We start from the raw sequence: 20,319 nt of genomic DNA, 5'->3' as shown, positions 1-20,319 counted from the left end.
TGGAGGAGGACCGCGTTTGGAGTTTTCCTCGTTGCCATGGTGTTAAGTCTGCAGTTGATTGCGGCTCCGTAGACCATGGCAATGAGCACGAACAGCACGAGCATAACCTTCCGCAGGGCTGTCGTTGCCTGGTATGACAACAAGGGTAGACTCCAGATGAACGTTACCTGGGTGAACAAGGTTGTGAACTTCACCAACCTGACTAAGGGTTGTCCGCTTCACAAGTCCAACGTAACTCCGAAGCTGAATGTCTCAGTTGTTACCCTCTACAACATGAGTAAGAAGCATGAGCAGTTATTGTTCTTTGGAATTAGCCTGTACAACAGCACGTTTAACTACACGATGTATGCGCTCGTTTATCGCGCCGAGAGGAGCCAGTACAACTTCACTATCGTCACGAGGATATTTACCGACCCTAAGACTGGCGAGTACAGGGCTTATCTAACTGGAATGAACATTGCCCCTGCTAATGAGAAGAAGTCTCTTCCTGTTGGGGACGTGATACTAACAGCCAATAACTTGACTCTCTCGCAGTATTACTGGACTCTCAACAGGGTCCTCATGAAGCTTAGAAAGCACGATGAGACGAACTGGATTTGGGGCAGGAGTGCTTACGAGCTGAGGCACTTATCGCACTTGGTGAGGCTCAAACTTCCAGAATACAACCAGCAGAAAGCAGTTGGTATAAATGTAGTGATGGACATTAGTAAATGTAGTGTGTGCAAGGCGTTAGTATGGGTTCTTTGTTCCATTGGGGTTGGGTATGTTGGATGTGACGTTGCCTGTGGGGAAGTTTGTCTTCCTTTTGGGCTAGCAGCTCCACTCTGTTTCGCTGTATGTTATCCAACATGTGATTATGTCCAAGGGGTACTAATTGGTGGGGGGTGTATGCTTGGGGCGGACGCAGTTTGTAGTAGATACTGTTGATGCCTAATTGATGCTAGGGGGTGTACTGGCATGAACTGTGTTGAGAGCTTTATATTTGCGTTCTTTACTTCTTTTATTCTGATTTTAGCTGGTGGTCTCGTATATCTTCTGGTAAAAGACCCCATCCGCTTTGTAATTGGTATTGTAACAGGTTTACTGATTTTTATATGTGGAAAGTTTTTTGCTGTTAATTCCTCTTGTTCGATTATAGTAGCTGTTGGATCTATTTTAGGGGTACTCATTGGATTTTTAGCCTTTAGGGGGTTTGACTTTTATTTATTGTGAAACTCTTTTTGATATTTTTCTCATGGTACAATATCAGAGATTCAGAATTCGAGTTCTGTTAGACATGTTAGTAGTGTACCTTTATAAACCCCTTCCTATATCTCCGACCATGGGCCACTACTACTCCGAAGAGCCAAGCACTCCGCTGAAGACCAAAACGATAGGGGTCTGCCTTAGGGGCTACTGCTTCAAGTTCGTAACGGCCAGTGGAGTCTTCTCCTTCGGGAAGCTCGACCGCGGAACGGAACTGCTCATAAGGTGAACCCTGTACAACCACAACCGGATTTTTAGTCAAACCTCCTCCAAAACCATTAGTTTTAGCGTGCACGGCATCAACCTCTCCCTCTGAATGCTTTAAGTGTTTTGATAAAACTTTGTGAAGGCAGAGTTTCTAGGAAAACCTTTTAACTCGTGGGGGTGCAAGTTAATACTGTTTTCACCATACCCAAAGACGAAGAGGAAGGAACTGTTCGACAGGGAACGAGAGCTTAGGGAGTTTGAAGAGGCAATAGGACGCGGGGAGAGGTTGATACCCCTCCTCGAACTCAGAAGGCTTGGAAAAAGCTCCCTCCTAAATGTTGCCCTCAACGAGCTTTCCAACTCATCTATCAAGATAGACGTGCGAAAAACGTACTCGGAGTTCTCTTCCGTAAACAGATACGTGATCGGGAAGATGCTGCTCTCAGCGATGAGTGGAAGGCAGAGGATCATCGAAGAGGCAAAGACCTTCCTCGAAAGGGTTAGAGGGGTAAGCGTCTCAGGGGTTAGGATTGAGATAACCTCCAAGGAGTTCTCGATAACGGAACTGCTTGAGGCCCCCAACGATTACGGCGAGAGGGCGGGAAGGATCATCATAGCCTTCGATGAAGCCCAGTACCTCCGGTTCGGTGAGGCTACAAAGTACGACGGGATCTTGGCTTACGCAATCGACAATCCCGAGAACCTGAGCTTTGTCTTGGCAGGCTCGGAAGTGGGTCTGCTCTTTGACTTCCTCAAGTTCAATGACCCAAACGCTCCGCTCTTCGGCAGGTACCACCACGACATAATCCTCAACAGGTTCAGTCCGGAGCTGAGCGCCGAGTTTCTAAGAAGGGGCTTTAATGGGGGGGAAGTCAAGGTAAGCGAGCGTGAGATTAAGGGGGCCATTGAGGAACTCGATGGAATAGTCGGCTGACTGGCCCTCTACGGCTACGTCAGGATCACGAGAGGAGTAGAACACGAAAATGCCATAGAGGGAATCCTCAGGGAGGCGAAATCAGTTGTGAACAGTGAGCTGTCAAAGCTCTTCGCCTACAGTTCAAGATACCGGGTGATACTGAAGGCGATAAGCCTCGGCTATTCCCGCTGGAAGGACATAAAGGACTACCTGACGCTCAAGTTCGGCTACGTCAACGACTCCAACTTCTCGTCTCTACTTGGGAATCTCGTGAAATCGAGTTATGTTGAGAAAAGAAACGGAGGATATAAAGTTTCAGACCCCGTTCTTGAGAGGGTCTTCAGAGAATTCTAAAGCTCGCTCAGGGTCTCTTTATCCCCCTCTCTTCCAAACTCGCCCCGTTTTATAATTGTAACAGTGAGAGCATCTCTTGAAGGGCAGCCAAATCCAAAAGAGAATGCACGCCACTACCAGCCCACATAGTTGGTAGCAATCGTGAAACAGGAGACACGGCAAAACCCACGAGAACAGCCTGAAATGTGTAAAAGGAAGAAAATTACACTGCGCGTCAGCGTTGCGCGTCAGCGTTTCATGATCGAGAGGACCTTGGTGGTGACATCATTGCCCTCTTTGTCATAAATCCTGTAGTAAGCGCTGTAGGGCAGCTTCATCTTAGCCCTATGCATGGCACCGAGGGCGAACTTGAGGTGGCTCTCGTTGAGGTAAACGGAGAGTATCTTCTGGTCCTTTCTAACGCGGGCAGCAAGGCCTATCGGCTTTCCGAACGGTCTGCGCATACCGTTTCCGTAACGGTCAGCCTTCCTTCCAGTTGCCATCGGGTTCTCGCGAAGAACCTGGAACGGGAAAACCCTTATCTTGAAGTGGAAATTGCTCCTTCCAACGTTCTTCTGAAGGTACCTGTTGACCTGGATACGGATGGCTTCAAGGGCATTCTGTCTTATCTGCATGGCCTGTTCTGCGTGAAGGCTGACCTCGTACTGAAAGTCGGCCGAAAGGTTGCCCATATCGAATATCGTTATCTTCGGTCCCGGAGCACCGCGTATGTACTCCCTCCTCGTGTAAGCGGGCTTGGTAACATCCCTATCAATCTTGGCTGGTCTCAATCCCATGCTCTCACCTCCAAATGAGCGTAAGCTAAGCCTAAACTCAGACGAGTTGAGTCCCTTATAAAAGTTTTGGGACAGACGGCTTGGGACCATTACCCTCCTCTTTAAGCTTAACAGTTTCCCAAAGCAGTGCAAGGGAAACCGGCAGGAAGCTAAGGAGGGCAATATTGAGTGTTACAACGCCGTGGAGCTCTCCCAACGAGTATGTTAAACCGAAGATCATCCCTCCAAAGAAAGTGGACAGGTTCTGAACCCCGTTGACGCCGCCTATCGCAAGGGAGGAGCGGTGGTAGGAAGCTAAAACCTTCCTCGAAATCGGACGGAAGCTCTGGAAGGCAAAGAGTGCCAGGAATATTCCAAGGAAAACCGTTGGGGCAGTTTTTATCCCGGCCAGTACTGGCGAAACCGCGGCCAAAATCGTGGTCATGGTGACAGTTCTCCGCTCGCTTCCAATGTCGGCCATCCATGAAGCCCCATAGCTTAGGAGGGCAGCCAGGAATCCGGCCCAGCCTATGAGCATTGCAGTGGTTTCCCTGTTCAGCCCAAGCGCCTCGGAGACGTAGACGTAGGTTATCTCACCTGAGGTGAAGGCCACTATGACCGCCATGAGTGAGGCTATTATCAGGATGCGCTTTGGGTCAAGAGCTGTTCTTTCATTCCCAGGGCTTTTTGGCCTTCTCGGAATTATCCACTCACTGAGGAGAACGTAGCTACCTACCATTATCAGACTGGTGAGAATGAAGAATGCCGAAGAAATCCACATCTGTCCCCCGAGCCCCCACCTAACAGTGTACGCGTAGACGTAGTTCCCAAGCAGTGATGCTATGCTACCAAAGAAGAAGTAAACTGACGTCACCCTCGCCCTTATCTCACTGGGCGTCGTCACTGCTATGACAAACTGCGCTGTCGGCCAGCCTAGGCCATTTAGAAAGCCATTGAGGAGCTTTATCCCTGCCACCTGTGCCCAGCTTGAGGTTAAAGGATAGAGCTGAACCGCGAAACCATTGAGCATCATTGCCACGGCACCAATGTAGACGAGCTTCTTACCCCGCTCGAGTATCAGCCCTCCGAGAATTGAAGAAAAGGCCCTAGCGATGACGAAGGACATAGAAACAATTGAAACCGACAGCATACTAGCTCTGAGGATGTCACGGGTGTAGAAAGCTATTGCGGGGGTTGCCAGCCGGAAGGCAAGGGTTCCAGTAAAGGCTGAGAGTACCAACAGAGCTATTCCCATGAGACGGGGGCGTTTCATTAAACCACCTTCTAAGCGTTGTCTCAAACATTTTAAAAGCCTTGGCCGGGTTGAAGGGATTTCACATCACCGAACTCAAATCAGAAAAAACTTCAACAAAACCCCATCACCGCCGGGAGGAACCCTTTTATAGATTCCGCCTCAACCCCCGCCGAGGTGGTATCATGGAACTCAGGTTCGACATGGAGCATGAGGATGCTTACAGGGAACTCTACGAGCTTGTTAAGCCCAAATACAAGCTTTTCACTGCCGGTCCAGTCGCCTGCTTCCCCGAGGTTCTCGCGATAATGTCCGTCCAGATGTTCAGCCACCGCTCTACCGAGGCTAAAGAGGTTCACGTTGACACACTAAACAGGCTTAAGGCCTTCTTGGAGGCAGAGAATGGCGAGGTTATACTCTTCCCAAGCTCCGGCACCGGCTTCATGGAGGCCACTGTGAGGAACACCGTCCCCCGCGGCGGGAAGGTTCTCGTCACCATCATAGGTGCCTTCGGAAAACGCTTCGCCGACGTCGTCAGGGCCAACGGAAGGAAGGCTGTTGTCTTAGAGAAGAACCCCGGACAGGCCGTTAAGCCGGAGGAGCTTGATGACGCACTCAGGAAGAACCCCGACGTTCATGCCGTCACTGTAACTTACAACGAGACCTCGACCGGCGTTCTCAACCCGCTCCCGGAGCTGGCGAAAGTGGTTCACGAGCACGACAAACTGCTCTTCGTCGATGCCGTTTCAGCGATGGGCGGTGCAGACATAAAGTTCGATGAATGGGGCATCGACCTCGTCTTCGCGAGCAGCCAGAAGGCCTTCGGTGTCCCGCCGGGACTGGCCGTGTCCGCCGTCAGCGAGCGCGTTTTCGAGATAGCAGAGAAGATGCCCGAGAGGGGCTGGTACTTCGACCTTCCGCTTTACAGGAAGTTCAACGAGAAGAAGAAGGGAACGCCGTCAACCCCGCCGCTCCCGCAGATATTCGGCCTCAACATCACCCTCCGCATCGTGGAGAAGATGGGAGGTAAGGGAGAGTGGCTTGGAATGTACAGAAAGAGGAGTGAGACCATACGCGAGGGTGTCAATGACATGGGGCTCAGCGTCCTGGCCGAGCCCGGCTACGAGAGTCCAACCATTACAGCGGTCGTCGTTCCAGAGGGCATGAAGGGCGTTGACTTTTACAACGCGATGCGCGAGAGGGGCTTTGAGCTGGCTAAAGGTTATGGAAGCGTGGCGGAGAAGACCTTCCGCATAGGCAACATGGGGTACATGACATTTGAGGATATTCAAGAGATGCTTGACAACCTGAGGGAGGTCGTGGAAAAGCTTAAGGGCTGATTTTCCTTCTTTCTTTAGTGGGGAACGCGGTGTCAAAGAAGTGGTTGACCGTATGGCTGGTCCTGAACTTTCTCATCTTCTGGTTCGCAGGACTAGCCTCAAGCGACTATTCACTTGAGGGCTACCTTCCCTGGCAGAGTGCGAAGGTTAACCAGTATCTACCGACGATCTACTCAAAACCAGACGACCTCCCTCTTGGAGTGCTTTACACGGTGGATTACGACGGGACCATAAGCTACTACATCGTCTGGGGGGACGAGTACTTCTCAAATTCACTCATAGACAGACTCTACCGCTTCTTTAGAGGGCTGGTCTACAGCGGGGCTACGCAGGATATAGAGGTCATTAAAATCAATCCAAACAATGGGACGTTCTACTTCCAGACCTACGGCCACGCGGACGTTCGCGGTAGGATTCTGCCGGATGGGAGCTGTCTTTGGGTGGAAAAGAACATCACAGTCCCCCACTGCATCGAGAAAGGAACCCACATCAAAGTCTACGTCGTGACTTGGAACCACATGCTTTCCCTTCTGCCCGAGAACGGAACTGTAAGGGCGCATCTGGAGATAAGGCACATGACACCCGAGGACTACGTTTCCCTGGGGATGTTCAGGAGAACCCGATACAGTATGGCGGGGATAACCTTCAGCTCGCTCACGCTGGCGCTGGTTGTAACACTGGCCTTCAACATTTTCCTGTATACTGCCTGGCGCCTCGGCTACCTAAACATGAAGAGCCAAACACGGGTTATAAGGGAAATCGGAAATATGATAAAGTCAAGGAAAGTCAAGAAGGAATGATTATAAAAGGACTTTCAATGTCCCGTCTTTTACTTCATAAATCCGATCTATGGTCTTTTTCCCCGTCCTCCAGTCCCTCCTGAGTTCAACAACGACATCGAACTTGTCGAATGTCCCACCGTCTATCCCCAGCCAGTGCTTTACCTCGTCCTCTATGTTGTCGATGAGCGCGAGCGATGTGACGATGAATGAGTAGTCGTCTATTAACTCCCTGAATATCCTAGCAGCATCTATCGTGTGAACCGTGTCGATGACGACGTAATCAGGGTTTATAGCGCGAATCTTCGAGATAACCTCAGAGGTCCTCACTTTCATGGAGCGGCTGTCAAACTGTGTATCTATGACAACGATGTTAGGCTTGAATGGCTTGAACTCACCATAGGCGGTAATGACCGCCACCTTCCTGTTGTCGGGTATGAACCCCATAAGGGCTTCGACGAGCTTCGTCTTTCCAGAGCGGCTTGAACCAACGATTAGGACGTCCTTCCTCTCAAGGAGGGCCTTCTTCAGGGTTTCAAGCTGTTCCTCTGTGGCGGAACCATAGCGAACGAGGTCTTCGGGGGTGGATATGTAAACTCCCATCTTACCACCAAGTAGGGTTTCCTGTAGAAGGTTATAACGTTATCGACAAAGGAAGAAGCAAACGTCAGTTTAAAGCCATAAATTCAGTTATTCATCCAAAAAATTAGCCAGTCAAATGTCATATTTTGCCTAAAATCCAAAATTTCTTGCATAAAATGCATAAAGGGAGAGCGATTTGACAACAAATGGGTGATTGATATGGACGCTCTCCAAATCGTGACCAGAAAAATTGAACCAATTATGGAAGTTCAGACGAGAGTCATTGACTACATGACAAGATACATGGTGGGCAGGGGCTTCAAGTGGCTCCTTCCCGTGATGCTCAGCTCGATAACTGACCCACTCTGGCCAGACCCTGCCGCACGAGAAGCCCTGAAGCCTCTGGAAGTTGAAGTATACGGGGAAAGGCTTAGACTAACTCATAGTATGATACTTCACAAACAGATGGCGGTGGCGATGGGGATAGACAAACTATTCATCCTCTCACCGAACATCAGACTTGAGGGAAGGAGCGCCGACGACGGAAGGCATACCTACGAGTTTACCCAGTTCGACTTTGAGATTGCCGGAGCGAGCATGGCCGACGTTATAAAACTCATCGAGGACCTCATCAGTGGCCTCTTTAAGGAGGCGAGAAGCTGGGGACTTGAGAGAAGGATACCTCGGGTGAGACCACCATTCAGGCGCTTTACCCTGGAGGAGATAAAAGAGGAATTCGGGAGTGAAGAAGAGGCAAGCAGACTTATGAAGGAGCCATTCTGGATAACGGACATTGAGAGGGAGTTTTACGACAGGGAAGACCCCGAGAAGCCCGGCCACTTCAGGAACTATGACCTCTACCTACCCGGGGGCTATGGAGAAGTTTCCAGCGGTGGCGAGAGGGAGTGGGAGTATAAGGTTATAGTCAGGAAGATGAGGAAAGCCGGGATAAGCCTCGAAGCGTTCAGGCCCTACCTTGAAGTCGCCAAAGCTGGCCTGTTGCGGCCCAGCGCGGGGGCAGGGATAGGCGTAGAAAGACTGGTTCGGTATATGGTGGGAGCGGAGCACATAGCCGAGGTGCAACCCTTCCCGAGGATTCCGGGGACTCCTGCTGTGATTTAGCTATTTCTTATTTAATATTTCTTTATTTAAAGCACCTCCGAAGCGGGTGAAAGGTTTATATCCTTCCGTGGACAGTTCTACATGGTGAGACCATGGAATGGGAGGACGCTTTTGAGATACTCGACTCCATTCTTCCAGGGGAGACGGTTCTGCTTGAGTACACCCCATCCTATATCCCCGAGTTCGTTCTGAAGGCATTCGTTGAATATTCCAAAGAGCGGAAGGTTCCGCTACTCATAGACGACGACTTCGACACCCTGCACACGATAGCCACTCGCGCGAGGTTCTTGGGGGTTGAAATGGATCTCAGCGGTGCTAAGGTCATAAAAACCGGAGGAAAGGAGGAAGAAGTTGGAAACGTTGTGGCGAGAGTAGCTTTCCACCCGGACGCGGGGGTTTATATAAGGAACTATGAGGAAGCGGGGAGGAGAGTTCTCGGCGATGCACAGTACCCCATGCTGAACCTCGTTTTGGGAATTGAGAACCTGTTCCTCTTTATGAGAAGCTCACTCAACTCCTACCAGCTCATACTCAGCATTCAACGCTTCTTGGGGAACAGGAGAAGGAAAGCATTCTACCTCGTGAACAGGGAGGCACTTGAAACCCTATCAAGCGGTGTCCTGGAGGAACTCGAACGGATATCCACCACGGTGATAAAAATGAATCCCTACCCAACGGGAGCCAGGGGAAATGTAAAGAAGAGCGTCAATCCCTCCCTCACGGGGAAGAAGTTCGACATCGCCGTCAGGGGGCTGGGAGCATGATGGAGCTGAAAAAGCCCGTGTTGACGACCGCCGAGGACCTGGAAAAGCTTATAGAGAACATAAAAACCGGCGGACTTACCATAGTGGAGAACAGCTCAGTCTTCGGGACGGAGTTCACCCTTTACTTCTTTAAGGCATTTTCCGAGAAAAACGGTATACCCCTCGTAATTGAGGACATCTTCGACACACTCCCGGTTTATGCGACCCACCTCAAGCTTATGGGATTCTCCCCCGGAATGAAGGACGTCAACGTCATAAAGGTAGGTGGGAGTCAGGAAGTCGGCAACGTTGTCGGCAGGATAGAGTTCGAAGAGGATCCAAACGTCTACCAGAGAAAGCTGGAGCGCGAGCTTGAGAAACTGTCCTACGAGAGATACATCCACCTAGTCCTCGGGCTTGAGCGGCTTCTGGTGTTCCAGAAGGGGATATACAACACATACACCCTCCTCAACCTTATCCGCAGAAAACTCGGCAGCAGAAGGAGCAAGAACGTCTACATAATCGAGCGCCCAGTGGTCGAAAAGCTGAAGTTCAACCCCCTGCCTTTCCTAGAGGACATAGCAACGTCGGTCGTCCAGCTCAGTGATGAGGAAGAACTCGTAAAGATAAGGTTCAGGAAGTCTCCGTTCACTCTCCTAGCCCATAAGGGTCATATCCTCATCTCCCCAAGGGAAATAGTCCGATGGTGGGAATGAGTATCTGGAGCAGAATTCGCCGATGGACTGACAGGAAAACGGATAAGGAGGAGGTGGTGTCAAAGAAACCTGTCGGAAGATTTCAAGTGGCTGGGGTTACTTCCATACTCGGGAGGCAGGTTCTTGGCGGGGTCGTCCTTGACGGAGTAATCTACCCGGGCTACAAGCTGAAGGGCGATGGGATAGCCCTTGTAAGGGAGATACACATCCAGAACCGGAAAGTGGATTTCGCAGTCGAAGGCGACCGGGTGGCACTGGTTCTTGAGGGAACGCTAAAGCTTAGGGACGGTGATGCCATTGAAGTTTATCAATCGTGAGGTGATGTTATGATAATCTGGGACAACCACTTTCACGTCGACCCTTATCACGGGCTGTTTCTCGATGCTGTTGAGGAGTTCCACAAAGCCGGAGGCACTCATCTCGTCGTCGTCTATAAGAGTGCCCACGACTACGGTTTCCCAGGCCTCAAGACGGAGGACTTCACCAAGGCAATGGACTTCCACATTGAGCTGGTTGAGAGGATTAACAAAGAGACCCCTGTGAAGGCCTACGCCATCGTTGGCGTCCACCCTGCCGAGTTCGACTACCTAGCGAGGGAAAAGGGCCTCGAATATGCAAAGAGCGAAGTCATGAGAGCTTTGGAATACGCGCAAAAGCTCTGCCTCGATGGGAAGGCGATAGGCATAGGTGAGATAGGCAGGCCACACTACGAGGTTCCCGCGGAGATATGGCAGGCAAGCATAGAGCTTATGAAGTATGGCATGAGCCTTGCTAAGGAGGCAGACTGCGCAGTCCAGCTGCACACGGAGAGCTTCGACGAGGAGAAGTTCAGAGAACTCGGGGGGTATGTGAAAGAGGTTGGAATAAAGCCGTACAAGGTTGTCAAACACTTCTCTCCACCGCTGATCAAGGTGGCTGAGGAGGTCGGCGTCTTCCCAAGCGTAATCGCGAGCAGGAAGAACATAAAAGCCGCGATAGAGCAGGGAAACAGGTTTATGATGGAGACGGACTACATAGACGACAAAAGGCGGCCGGGGGCTGTCCTGGGACCGAAAACCGTTCCAAAGAGAACGAAGGCTTTCCTGCAGAACGGAGTTTTCACAGAGGAGGACGTTTACAAAATCCATGTCGAGAATCCAGAGAAGGTCTATGGGGTTGAGGTGGAGGAGTAGAGAGAGTTTTCTCCACTAATTATCGTTTTAAGGAAGCCATTACTTCTTCTTTTGAGCTCTTCCGGCTTAATAATGATGGGATCTACCAGCTCGCCATATTTGAAAAGGACCTCAATTACAACGCCTATCAGTAGCCTATCGAAATCAACTTCAGACACTATGAGCACGTCTATGTAGCTCTCCTCGTCGTAGTTACCCTCGCCGTGGAGCCAAAGGGAACAACCGTGACGTCACCGTTGGAGTAGCCAACTACTCTGCACAAAACTCTCAATCCCCAGTGAGGCGCTCTGCCGTTCTTTTGACGAAGTTGAGGACTTCCTCAGCATAATCAATCATCTCCAGGGGCCACGCCCTCCGAGTAGTACTCAAAGGGAGAACCCTCAGGGTAGGCATCTGGACAGTGGGGTGCTATTAGTTCATAGTTAAGTTCCATAGCCATGTGGAACAAGTCTCTCAAGACATCAAAGCATTCATCTCACAGGTTTCTGAGAAGTCTTGTTATGGAGTGGCCGATGGGGGCAAAGCCCACTTCCCGAAGGAGTGCCTTAACCGCCAGCTCTGCCACCTGCTGGGCCTTGAAGCTCACCCACTCATAATCTCCACCTTCCAAGTCCCTGAGGACGGAGCGAAGGGTCTTCTCCGCCTGCTCCATCCACCTCTCGTGTTCGACCCGCCTGAACATAGACATCACAAAGAATTCGGAGTGGGAGTATCTAATCCCTTCGTTAGACCTCCACTCTTCTCACAACCCTAACCACTCCAGGACCTCCGATTTCGCCCTTCACCTCGAAGATCTTCCCGAGGAACCTCTCCACAACCCAGACGTTGGTAACGAGGTGGTTCGTTATCTCCGCGACCTTCATCTCTCCGCCGGCTAGCGCCAAGAAGGGTATCAGCTGGTCACCAAGGAACCTATCCACCGCGGCCCCGCTCGTCAGCGCCTCCAAAAGCTCGTCCGCCGCTTCCCTGCCAACGGCCTCCGCCGGCTTGCCGCGCTTCCCCAGAGCATCCCCGCCGAGCCTCAGTCCATCGGTCTCGACCCAGACGACGATGCCGCTCCCCGGGCCGAACGAGCGTGAAATCTCTCGCTTAATCTCTACCGGAACGTTATAAAGCTCCAGCAGTCTCTCTTGGGTCGCTTTGGCCTGTCTCTCGGCAACGTGGGCCGGCAGATTGGTCGCGTGGCTTGTTCCTGCGAAACGGCCTATGCGTCTCCATTCAAGCGCCTTTAACGGCTTCCTCTTCTCCCACGGCTCAACTTTGCCGACTATCAAACCGCGACCCTTCGGGTAGTGGCCCCTTCGCCTGATTTCAAGCTCAGCATTTAGCCCCATCGTTTCAAGCGCGAAGAGAGTGACGTTCTTCAGATAATCAATCGGTGGGCTCCAGGGGACGTCCGTCCCCCCTGTTATCTCGAAGCTCCCGCCAGTGAAAGCCATAGCCGGCAATAACGCCTGAAGAACGAGGGTTATACTTCCAGTGGTGTTTATAGGGACGCGAATGTGCTTCGGCTTTGTCTTACCCGGAATGAACTCAAGCTCCGTCGAACCAACTCCCGCACCTTCAACCCTAGCACCGCCCAGCTCCTTCAAAGCCAGAACCCCATGGAGGTGCTGAGGCCTTAAGCCGGGATTGGGGCGGTTTACCCTAATCCGTTTTATCCTAGTTGCCTTTCCAGTGACAATGGAGAGTGCAACGGCCGTCCTGAGTATCTGGCCTCCTCCTTCACCATAGGAACCGTCTATCTCGACCCACTCCATTCTCCCACCAATTGAATCTCCAGCGAGGTTCTAAAAAACCTGACGAAAAGGCTTTTAGTATCCAGGGTAAAAACTCCAGTGGTGGGAGAATGGACGAGCTTGAGTTCTGCCTAAAAAGCCTCAGCTATCCCTTGGGAACCCTTTTGGAAGGGCGTGAGAGAAAGATAGGAAGCCCCATCAGGGTCACAAAAGAGGGCATCATCCTGTCGGAAATCCCCTTCGCAGCCCTCTGTTATCTGACGGGAGTAGCGCTCTTCGACTCCCTTGACTTCGTTGACAAGAAAAGGCTGAGCGGAGACTACAACTCACTGGAGGCCTTCAAAGGGAAGCTCCTAGGCTCAAAGCTTGGAGAAAGGCTGAGGCCATACCTTGAAAGCCCAGGAAAATACATCTCACCCGGCGGTAGACTCTCAGTAGACTGGCTGGAGTTCCAGGGGAGGGTCAAAAAGGTCAGGCCATACCTCGAGTGGCTCAAGGTTCTCGCGGAAGAGGGAGACAGAAAAGCTTTCTTGGATGGGGCATCTTTTCTCTCTGAGCTGAGCGTCGACGAGGGCCTTCTCCTGGGGTATATCGCCGAGGATGAAAAGCTGAAGGAGCTTATCAATGCCGCGCTCGGAAAACACAACCCCGACTTTAAAGGAGCGGTCAAAAGATACTTCTCGGCCCTGAGAAGCTAATCCCCGAGTCCTCCAAAATCTGATGGGATGAAGCCGAGGTTGACCACGACGGCCGTCTCAAGGGCGGCATCTCTATTTATCCCTTTTTCCATGAGTTTCTTAACAATTGCCACAAGGAAGTCGAGGTTCCTGTAGTTTAGAAGCCACTCAGGGTAGTCCGTGAAGAGGGACGGGTCAACCGGAAGGCCAAGCCTCCTCCCCAGCTCGCCGGCAAACTCCTCCCTTGCCATGGGTGGAAGGTTCATCCTAACCGCGAAAGGAATCCTAGTGTATTTTTCTGGCCAAACCGTCTCCACGACGACAACCTTCTCATTCATCATCTCCAAAACCTCAGTAAGGGAAGGCTCCCTAAGTAGAAGTGCCCCATCTGGAATCAGGGGTTCGAGGTTGATTCCGCGCAGGTTGACGACCAGCGTGGGAAGGCCGAGTTCAAGGGTTTTTCTGATGCTGATGGTCAGTCCTCTATTCCTCTTCTCCAGGCTCCCCCCGGAGCGCTCCTCCTTCAGCCTCCCGTAGAGTTCCTCGCTGAGGAGCGTGAGCTGGTAGAGTTCCTCTGCATCACCAACGTGAAGAACGCCATTCGAGAGGAGTTTGAGGCCGAGCCTTGAGGCGAGGGCGGACAGCTCCTCCTCGGTGCGTGTGGTTATCGCCCGCTTTCCCGAGGTCTTCTCCCTGCCTCTGCCCACGAGACGGTAATCGGCTGGATGAAGGCCTTTCGCATTCATAAAAGCCTCTAACGCCTCCAAAGCGGTTTCCTCGCTGACCGCATAGACCTTTATGAACTCAACGTTCTCTCGCCTGTCAACGCCGATGAACACGACCGCGTCGGTCCTCTCCTTCGGAATGAGGATGTCCTCCATACTCACCGCCAGTTAGAGGCGCTCATCAGAGGCCCATCGCCCCAAGAAGCTCCCCTGTGTCGAGGTTGATGATCTTCACTTCCCTCTTCCTCGTGTCAAGCAAAGCGACGCTCTTGACCCCAGTCAGGTAGCCGCAGACCTCCCCCGGGTTGATGAGTATCGTCCTACCCACCTCGCGTATCTCGTAGCGGTGGGTGTGGCCGACGACGACCACATCGTAGAGCCTGCTCCTTGCCAGCGCCCTGACGAGGACCTCGTTCGTCCCGTGGGTTACAGCTATCTTCATGCCATCTGCCTTAAGTTCTATCAGCTCGTCGTAGATGCCAAGCGCTTCGTAGAGACCCTTCCTCTCACCGTCGTTGTTGCCGAAGACCCCTCTAAGCGGCGCCTTGAGCTTTTTAAGCTCACCCGCGACGAATGGAGCAACATAGTCCCCGGCATGGATGACGAGTTCAACGTTCTCGCGGTTGAAAAGCTCCACCGCCTTCGCTATAGCGGGAAGGTTGTCGTGAGTATCACTCATTATCCCTATCAGCACTATCACTCACCCCATACGAATTTCTCCCCAAGTTTATAGGGTTATCGAGGACTCCATTGTCCAGGGGTTCGTATGTACCCATGAATTCATTCGAGTGGAAAAGGAACTGGCACAATCGAGTTCAGCAGGGTTCCAAGCTGTTCCGGCAAGGTTTATTAGCCAAAAATCTTAGGTCGTTCAGGTGGTATCATGCTCACTGGGAGGGCACTCGTAGCCGTTAAAATCCTCAGGCCCTTCGGCGATTGGAATGCCGGGGACGTCGTTCTCGTGGAGGACTGGAAGGCGAGGGAGCTGTGGGGGGCCGGTGTGGTTGAGGTCATTGACGAGACTGACAAGATAATAGGTGAAATAGACAGGGCGATAGCCGAGGAGAGGGAGAACGAGCCTGTGATGCCGCTTCCGGCCGGCCTATACGACAGGGCCGAGTTCTACATGCACTACCTCGAAAACTACGTCAGAATGAACGCCGGTGAGGGCATAGAAACCATAAACGTCAAGCTCACCAAGCTGGCCAACCTCAAGAAGAAGACCGAGTACCTAAAAAAGCTGCGCTTCAACAAGATACTGAAGGCCGTAATGTGGCGCCCAAACAGCCTTGAACTGCTTTCCCGCCTTTCGCCCGAGGAGAGGCGCGTTTACCTCCAGCTTTCAAAGATAAGAAACGAGTGGCTCGGTGAGGAGTGATGGACCGCGAGGATATGATTGGGAGATACGCGAACTTCCTGAAGGGTTACGTGGACAACGAGGGCAGAGGAGTTTATCTAAACAAGCTGAAGGACCTGCTGACGCTCACCCCAAAGCGCTCACTCTCGATAGATTGGACGCACCTCAATTCATACGACCCGGAGCTTGCGGCAGAACTCTTGGAGAACCCAGAGGAGAGCATTTTAGCGGCCGAGGACGCGATTCAAATAGTCCTCCGCGAACAGCTCCTGAAAGAGGAGGAATTTAAGGTTCATGCGCGCTTCTTTAACCTCCCTAAGACGCTCTTGGTGAAGGAGATAGGGAGCGAGCACATAAACCGTCTTATACAGGTTGAGGGAATCATCACACGCGTCAGCGAGGTCAAGCCCTTCGTTGAAAAAGCCGTCTTCGTCTGTAAGGACTGCGGCAACGAGATGGTAAGACTCCAGAGACCATACGAGAACCTCGTCAAGCCTGCCAAGTGCGACGCCTGTGGAAGCAGAAACGTCGACCTTAACGTAGAGAAGAGTCGTTTCATAAACTTCCAGAGTTTCCGCCTTCAGGACAGACCCGAGAGCTTGAAGGGTGGTCAGATGCCCCGCTTCGTCGATGCAATTCTGCTCGACGACCTCGTTGACACGGCTCTGCCGGGTGACCGCGTTCTCGTTACCGGAATCCTCAGGGTTATCCTCGAGCAGAAGGACAAGAGGCCCATCTTTAAGAAGGTTCTTGAGGTCAACCACATAGAGCAACTCAGCAAGGAGATAGAGGAGCTTGAGATCTCTCCAGAGGACGAGCAGAAGATACGCGAGCTTGCCAGGAGGAAGGATATAGTTGACGCGATAGTGGACTCAATAGCACCGGCGATATGGGGCCACAGGACGGTGAAGAAGGGCATAGCTTTAGCTCTGTTCGGCGGAGTTCAGAGAAACCTGCCCGACGGGACCAAATTGAGGGGAGAGAGCCACGTCCTGCTTGTGGGAGACCCCGGAGTAGCTAAGTGCGTTGATTACAACACAGAGGTTGTTTTGGCCGATGGGAGCCTGAAAAAAATTGGAGAGATTGTTGAAGAAGCCGTTGAGAGGGCGGAAAAGGATGGGACACTCGGGAAGGTTGACGATGGTGCCTACGCTCCTATCGACCTTGAACTTTACACCCTCGACGCGAAGACCCTGAAGGTAAGAAAGGTCAAGGCCAATATAGCCTGGAAGAGAACCGCTCCAGAGAGAATGTTTAGGGTAAAGACCGGCAGCGGCAGGGAGATTAAGGTAACGCCAACTCATCCCTTCTTCGTCTTTGAGGACGGACAGTTTAAGACGAGGAAAGCGGAAGAGCTTAGAGAAGGGGGTTTCATAGCAACACCGAGAAAAGAAAGCGAACCGAGAATTATACCTGAAACGGAGGATGAGAACCTCAGAAAACTTCTAGCGGAGTCCGACATCTTCTGGGATAGGATTGAAGAGATCGAGGAGTACAAACCGGAGCACCCCTGGGTCTACGACCTCCAGGTTCCGGAGCACCACAACTTCATTGCCAACGATATCTTTGTCCACAACAGCCAGATTCTCCGCTACGTGGCTAATTTAGCTCCAAGGGCGATTTACACGAGTGGTAAAAGCAGTTCTGCGGCTGGGCTGTGTGTCTCTCCGGATTCGATTATTGAGACAAACATGGGCAGGATTGAAATAGGAAAACTCATTGAGAAGGTCACCCCTGGGGAAGTTGATGATTACAAGAGCGTTGACGCAGAGGTCCTTGGACTTGCAGTGAAGACCAAAGACGGCGAGAGAAAAGTCCTGCGCCTCTGGAAGCTAAAGGCTCCCAAAGAACTCGTTCGCATTAAAGGGGAGAACAGGAAAGAGATAACAGTGACCCCCGAGACGAAGCTCCTGACACCAAATGGATGGGTACAGGCACGGGAGATAAACGGGCAGGTTCTAACTCCCGAGGAACCGGTAAGAATAACAAAAGAATTCATTCCCTCCCCCTACGAGTACGTCTACGATCTCACGGTGGAAGGTTCTCACAGCTTCATAGCCAACGGCTTCGTTGTCCACAACACAGCGGCGGCAGTAAGAGACGAGTTCACCGGCTCGTGGGTCTTAGAAGCGGGTGTTCTCGTCTTAGCGGACGGTGGATTCGCCTGCCTGCATCCGGACTCAAGGGTTCTCGTTGACGGAAGATATCAGAGAATTGAAGACCTCTTTGAGCTGAACAAGTCCTACAAGGCCCTCTCAGACGGTCAGGTCGTGGACATTCAGGAGAAGGAGATAAACGTTGTTGCCCTCGACCTTGAAAGCATGAAGACAAAGGGTTCAAAGGCAACAATAATCCGCAGGAAGCCCTGGAAGGGAGATCTCCTCAGGATAAAGTTCCACTCCGGCAACGAGGTAACCCTAACTCCAGACCACCTCCTGGTGGACGGAAGGACGCTTGAGTGGAAGGAGGCTGAGAAGTTCAGGGTTGGAGATAGGATTGTCGCCCCGCTTAAACTTTCCCAAGTTAAAGAACGGGTTTACATACTCGACATTCTGCCATCAAACTGGAAGGTCAAATTGACCCGGGAAGAAAAGGAAGAACTGAAGGCAGAGGTCCTCAAGAGGTTCAAGACCCTTGCTGAGTTCAACAGGAAGCACAACGTTTCTAAGGATTTCCTTTCAGGAAAGGGTTCCATCAGCATTGGGAAGTTCAGGAAGATACTCTGGGAACTTGGGATTTACGAAAAATGGCGTGAAAGACCGTTAACCTACGGTCCAAACTACCGCAGGGAGCGCCTTAAGGTCGCTTACATAACCCCAGAGCTTGCCTACTTCTTGGGTTTCCTCTATGGAGACGGGTGGATAAAACGAGATGGCTCGAAGGTTCACGTCCGCATTGTGCAGTCAAAGATTCACAGAGACCAGATACAGGAGATTAAGAGCGCCTTTTCAAGCTTCTACGGTGGACAGCTGAGAGAATACGAGCGGACAATGAGAAGCGAGACGGTCACCTTCCACGTCAGTTCACCACTGCTCGCTTACCTCTACGAGTATATCACCGGAGACAGCCTCAAGAATACTTTCTCCTTGGACGATGAGGCCCTGAAGGGCTTTGTTGCAGGAGCACTTGACTCTGATGGCTGCGTGTCCATTAAGAGGAGCAAGAAAGGCAGCATTGTTCATATAGAATTCATGCTCTCAAGCGACTTTGAAAAGGATAGGGCCTTTGCACTCCTGCTCAGGAGATTCGATGTGTACGCGCGCGTAATTCAGGGGGATAACGCTAACAAAATTCGGATAACTGGAAGAGAAGACGTGACAAACCTGCTTAACGCGGTCAAAGGTTACAGCGTTAAAGCCAAAGACATACCATCCAAAAAGCACCTTGTTTCTTCGAGAAGCGATAAGGTTCCCGCTGAACCTGTAATGAGAGTTGCAAAGGAGATCATTAAAAGTGTTCCGACTAAGCTACTTCAAGAGAGGGGGCTTTGGAGTACGGTTTACTCCTACGCCAAGGACAAGTATCAGCCCAGTAGAATCCAGCTGAGAAAACTTGTAGTAAAACTCAGCGATGTCCTAACCCCTGAGATCAGACTTAAGCTTGAGATTCTATCGACAAGGGATTATTTCTTGGATGAAATCACCTCAATCAAAAAGATCCCCTATGAAGGCTACGTTTATGACCTCTACGTTCCGGGAGAGCACAACTTCGTCGCCGAGGGAATAATCGTTCACAACTGCATAGACGAGTTCGACAAGATGAGTGACAGGGATAGGAGCGCCATACATGAAGCGCTGGAACAGCAAAGCATCAGCATCAGTAAGGCGGGCATCACTGCGACGCTTAACTCGAGGACAACCGTCATAGCGGCCGCAAATCCGAAGTACGGCCGCTTCAATAGACATAAGAGCCTCCCGGAGCAGCTCGACCTCCCGCCCACATTGCTCAGCCGTTTCGACCTTATCTTCCTCCTGTTGGATGAACCTGATGAGAAGGTTGACGCGAGCATAGCTGAGCACATCCTTAAGGTCCGCAGGGGGGAGGCTGAGGCCGTAACGCCGAAGATACCCTACGACCTGCTCAAGAAGTACATAGCCTACGCAAGGAAGAACGTCCATCCCACTCTCAGTAGGGAAGCGATGGATGAGATAAAGCGCTACTACGTGAGGATGAGGAAGGGGTTCAAGCACTCCGGCGAGGAGGAAGGCGTACAACCGATTCCAGTGACTGCCAGACAGTTAGAGGCCCTGATAAGACTCAGTGAGGCCCACGCGAGGATGCGGCTGAGCGAGACGGTAACCAGGGAGGATGCAAGGGCGGCAATTCAGATAATCGAGGAGATGATAAGGACCATCGCTACTGATGAGGAAGGAACGCTCGACATATCCATCCTCGAGGTCGGTAAAAGCTCCAAGAAGATAAACAAGATTGACAGGCTCCTTGACGTCATCAAGAACCTTGAGAGTGAGGGCGAGTTCGGAGCACCGGAGGATAGGGTTATCGAGGCGGCGAAGCAGGCCGGAATTGGCACGGAGAATGATATTAGGAAACTGCTGAACGACCTGAAGAGGGATGCGAGGATATATGAGCCAAGGGCTGGGTTCTACAGGGTGCTTTGAGTTTTCATTTCCACTCTTT

At 51.6% G+C, this 20,319-nt stretch carries 22 protein-coding genes and 1 pseudogene; 15 read left to right on the top strand and 8 right to left on the bottom strand.

Annotated features, from left to right (window positions below):
• Positions 1–156: 156 nt before the first annotated feature.
• The 5 genes and pseudogenes from MV421_RS00340 to MV421_RS00320 all read left to right on the top strand — a co-directional run bounded on the left by MV421_RS00340 (position 157) and on the right by MV421_RS00320 (position 2,722).
• Positions 157–927 (top strand): hypothetical protein, encoded by a 771-nt coding sequence (locus MV421_RS00340; RefSeq protein WP_297503010.1) that lies wholly within the window; start codon positions 157–159, stop codon positions 925–927.
• Between the two features lie 30 nt (positions 928–957).
• The gene (locus MV421_RS00335) at positions 958–1,212 is read left to right on the top strand and encodes a hypothetical protein (RefSeq protein WP_297420543.1); all 255 of its coding nucleotides are present in this window, start codon (positions 958–960) and stop codon (positions 1,210–1,212) included.
• A gap of 109 nt (positions 1,213–1,321) precedes the next feature.
• A pseudogene (locus tag MV421_RS00330) lies at positions 1,322–1,468 on the top strand (16S rRNA methyltransferase); the annotation flags it as partial.
• Positions 1,469–1,588: 120 nt separating this feature from the next.
• Positions 1,589–2,386, top strand: a complete 798-nt coding sequence (locus tag MV421_RS00325; RefSeq protein WP_297420546.1) for an ATP-binding protein — start codon at positions 1,589–1,591, stop codon at positions 2,384–2,386.
• A gap of 87 nt (positions 2,387–2,473) precedes the next feature.
• The gene (locus MV421_RS00320; protein ID WP_297420549.1) at positions 2,474–2,722 is read left to right on the top strand and encodes a hypothetical protein; all 249 of its coding nucleotides are present in this window, start codon (positions 2,474–2,476) and stop codon (positions 2,720–2,722) included.
• 227 nt (positions 2,723–2,949) lie between these two features.
• Here the strand turns inward: MV421_RS00320 and MV421_RS00315 are convergent, their stop codons facing one another.
• Both MV421_RS00315 and MV421_RS00310 read right to left on the bottom strand, forming a co-directional pair.
• Positions 2,950–3,498 carry a 50S ribosomal protein L16 gene (locus MV421_RS00315; RefSeq protein WP_297420552.1) on the bottom strand — a complete coding sequence of 183 codons (549 nt, stop codon included), beginning with the start codon at positions 3,496–3,498 and terminating at the stop codon, positions 2,950–2,952.
• A 55-nt stretch (positions 3,499–3,553) separates the two neighbouring features.
• The gene (locus MV421_RS00310; protein WP_297420556.1) at positions 3,554–4,750 is read right to left on the bottom strand and encodes an MFS transporter; all 1,197 of its coding nucleotides are present in this window, start codon (positions 4,748–4,750) and stop codon (positions 3,554–3,556) included.
• Positions 4,751–4,914: 164 nt separating this feature from the next.
• On the opposite strand from MV421_RS00310, the gene MV421_RS00305 reads away from it, so the two are divergent.
• The gene (locus MV421_RS00305; RefSeq protein WP_297420558.1) at positions 4,915–6,069 is read left to right on the top strand and encodes an alanine--glyoxylate aminotransferase family protein; all 1,155 of its coding nucleotides are present in this window, start codon (positions 4,915–4,917) and stop codon (positions 6,067–6,069) included.
• 29 nt (positions 6,070–6,098) lie between these two features.
• Complete coding sequence (locus MV421_RS00300; RefSeq protein ID WP_297420561.1) at positions 6,099–6,869, top strand: hypothetical protein; 771 nt, start codon at positions 6,099–6,101, stop codon at positions 6,867–6,869.
• On the opposite strand, the gene MV421_RS00295 is transcribed toward MV421_RS00300, so the two are convergent.
• A complete protein-coding gene (locus MV421_RS00295) occupies positions 6,870–7,451 on the bottom strand; it encodes an ATPase (RefSeq protein ID WP_297503014.1) in 582 nt (193 codons plus the stop codon).
• A gap of 198 nt (positions 7,452–7,649) precedes the next feature.
• Between MV421_RS00295 and MV421_RS00290 the strand changes: the two genes are divergently transcribed.
• From MV421_RS00290 to MV421_RS00270, 5 genes are all read left to right on the top strand, one after another.
• Positions 7,650–8,552, top strand: a complete 903-nt coding sequence (locus MV421_RS00290) for an asparagine synthetase A (RefSeq protein ID WP_297420568.1) — start codon at positions 7,650–7,652, stop codon at positions 8,550–8,552.
• A 92-nt stretch (positions 8,553–8,644) separates the two neighbouring features.
• On the top strand, positions 8,645–9,316 hold the full coding sequence (locus MV421_RS00285) for a DUF257 family protein (RefSeq protein ID WP_297420570.1): 672 nt from the start codon (positions 8,645–8,647) through the stop codon (positions 9,314–9,316).
• Positions 9,313–10,011 (top strand): DUF257 family protein, encoded by a 699-nt coding sequence (locus MV421_RS00280; RefSeq protein ID WP_297420572.1) that lies wholly within the window; start codon positions 9,313–9,315, stop codon positions 10,009–10,011. Before MV421_RS00285 ends, MV421_RS00280 begins: the two co-directional genes overlap by 4 nt.
• Positions 9,999–10,328, top strand: a complete 330-nt coding sequence (gene pbp11 / locus MV421_RS00275; RefSeq protein ID WP_366938877.1) for a tRNA-binding protein Pbp11 — start codon at positions 9,999–10,001, stop codon at positions 10,326–10,328. Before MV421_RS00280 ends, pbp11 begins: the two co-directional genes overlap by 13 nt.
• 9 nt (positions 10,329–10,337) lie before the next feature.
• Positions 10,338–11,183, top strand: coding sequence for a TatD family hydrolase (locus MV421_RS00270; protein WP_297420575.1), 846 nt, complete (start codon positions 10,338–10,340; stop codon positions 11,181–11,183).
• Here MV421_RS00270 and MV421_RS00265 read toward each other — a convergent pair.
• The 3 genes from MV421_RS00265 to rtcA all read right to left on the bottom strand — a co-directional run bounded on the left by MV421_RS00265 (position 11,159) and on the right by rtcA (position 12,943).
• The gene (locus MV421_RS00265; protein ID WP_297420578.1) at positions 11,159–11,341 is read right to left on the bottom strand and encodes a hypothetical protein; all 183 of its coding nucleotides are present in this window, start codon (positions 11,339–11,341) and stop codon (positions 11,159–11,161) included. The genes MV421_RS00270 and MV421_RS00265 overlap by 25 nt on opposite strands.
• Before the next feature lie 317 nt (positions 11,342–11,658).
• Complete coding sequence (locus tag MV421_RS00260) at positions 11,659–11,871, bottom strand: HEPN domain-containing protein (protein WP_297420582.1); 213 nt, start codon at positions 11,869–11,871, stop codon at positions 11,659–11,661.
• 37 nt (positions 11,872–11,908) lie between these two features.
• Positions 11,909–12,943: an RNA 3'-terminal phosphate cyclase gene (rtcA, locus tag MV421_RS00255; protein WP_297503016.1), complete on the bottom strand. Its 1,035-nt coding sequence runs from the start codon at positions 12,941–12,943 to the stop codon at positions 11,909–11,911.
• Positions 12,944–13,032: 89 nt separating this feature from the next.
• Here rtcA and MV421_RS00250 point away from each other — a divergent pair, with 89 nt between their 5' ends.
• Entirely contained in the window at positions 13,033–13,620 is a 588-nt protein-coding gene (locus MV421_RS00250) for a hypothetical protein (RefSeq protein WP_297420588.1), read from the top strand.
• Here the strand turns inward: MV421_RS00250 and MV421_RS00245 are convergent.
• Together MV421_RS00245 and MV421_RS00240 are read right to left on the bottom strand one after the other, a co-directional pair.
• Positions 13,617–14,480 carry a hypothetical protein gene (locus tag MV421_RS00245; protein WP_297420668.1) on the bottom strand — a complete coding sequence of 288 codons (864 nt, stop codon included), beginning with the start codon at positions 14,478–14,480 and terminating at the stop codon, positions 13,617–13,619. The genes MV421_RS00250 and MV421_RS00245 overlap by 4 nt on opposite strands.
• Before the next feature lie 25 nt (positions 14,481–14,505).
• The gene (locus tag MV421_RS00240; protein WP_297420670.1) at positions 14,506–15,018 is read right to left on the bottom strand and encodes a metallophosphoesterase; all 513 of its coding nucleotides are present in this window, start codon (positions 15,016–15,018) and stop codon (positions 14,506–14,508) included.
• A 189-nt stretch (positions 15,019–15,207) separates the two neighbouring features.
• On the opposite strand from MV421_RS00240, the gene MV421_RS00235 reads away from it, so the two are divergent.
• Both MV421_RS00235 and MV421_RS00230 read left to right on the top strand, forming a co-directional pair.
• Positions 15,208–15,702, top strand: a complete 495-nt coding sequence (locus tag MV421_RS00235; RefSeq protein ID WP_297420591.1) for a hypothetical protein — start codon at positions 15,208–15,210, stop codon at positions 15,700–15,702.
• A complete protein-coding gene (locus tag MV421_RS00230) occupies positions 15,702–20,300 on the top strand; it encodes an MCM2/3/5 family DNA replication licensing factor (RefSeq protein ID WP_297420594.1) in 4,599 nt (1,532 codons plus the stop codon). The genes MV421_RS00235 and MV421_RS00230 overlap by 1 nt, the downstream gene beginning before the upstream one ends.
• The last annotated feature ends 19 nt before the right edge of the window (positions 20,301–20,319 follow it).

The organism is Thermococcus sp., from assembly GCF_027023865.1.
Lineage (GTDB): Archaea > Methanobacteriota_B > Thermococci > Thermococcales > Thermococcaceae > Thermococcus.
Note: the sequence above shows the minus strand (reverse complement) of the source record. Positions and strands in the feature narration are given on the sequence as shown.

Coding starts and splice junctions, on each gene's coding strand:
- MV421_RS00340 (WP_297503010.1), top strand. CDS start 157: ATGAACGTTACCTGGGTGAACAAGGTTGTGAACTTCACCAACCTGACT.
- MV421_RS00335 (WP_297420543.1), top strand. CDS start 958: ATGAACTGTGTTGAGAGCTTTATATTTGCGTTCTTTACTTCTTTTATT.
- MV421_RS00315 (WP_297420552.1), bottom strand. CDS start 3,498: ATGGGATTGAGACCAGCCAAGATTGATAGGGATGTTACCAAGCCCGCT.
- MV421_RS00310 (WP_297420556.1), bottom strand. CDS start 4,750: ATGAAACGCCCCCGTCTCATGGGAATAGCTCTGTTGGTACTCTCAGCC.
- MV421_RS00305 (WP_297420558.1), top strand. CDS start 4,915: ATGGAACTCAGGTTCGACATGGAGCATGAGGATGCTTACAGGGAACTC.
- MV421_RS00295 (WP_297503014.1), bottom strand. CDS start 7,451: ATGGGAGTTTACATATCCACCCCCGAAGACCTCGTTCGCTATGGTTCC.
- MV421_RS00290 (WP_297420568.1), top strand. CDS start 7,650: ATGGACGCTCTCCAAATCGTGACCAGAAAAATTGAACCAATTATGGAA.
- MV421_RS00285 (WP_297420570.1), top strand. CDS start 8,645: ATGGAATGGGAGGACGCTTTTGAGATACTCGACTCCATTCTTCCAGGG.
- MV421_RS00280 (WP_297420572.1), top strand. CDS start 9,313: ATGATGGAGCTGAAAAAGCCCGTGTTGACGACCGCCGAGGACCTGGAA.
- pbp11 (WP_366938877.1), top strand. CDS start 9,999: ATGGTGGGAATGAGTATCTGGAGCAGAATTCGCCGATGGACTGACAGG.
- MV421_RS00270 (WP_297420575.1), top strand. CDS start 10,338: ATGATAATCTGGGACAACCACTTTCACGTCGACCCTTATCACGGGCTG.
- MV421_RS00260 (WP_297420582.1), bottom strand. CDS start 11,871: ATGTCTATGTTCAGGCGGGTCGAACACGAGAGGTGGATGGAGCAGGCG.
- rtcA (WP_297503016.1), bottom strand. CDS start 12,943: ATGGAGTGGGTCGAGATAGACGGTTCCTATGGTGAAGGAGGAGGCCAG.
- MV421_RS00250 (WP_297420588.1), top strand. CDS start 13,033: ATGGACGAGCTTGAGTTCTGCCTAAAAAGCCTCAGCTATCCCTTGGGA.
- MV421_RS00245 (WP_297420668.1), bottom strand. CDS start 14,480: ATGGAGGACATCCTCATTCCGAAGGAGAGGACCGACGCGGTCGTGTTC.
- MV421_RS00235 (WP_297420591.1), top strand. CDS start 15,208: ATGCTCACTGGGAGGGCACTCGTAGCCGTTAAAATCCTCAGGCCCTTC.
- MV421_RS00230 (WP_297420594.1), top strand. CDS start 15,702: ATGGACCGCGAGGATATGATTGGGAGATACGCGAACTTCCTGAAGGGT.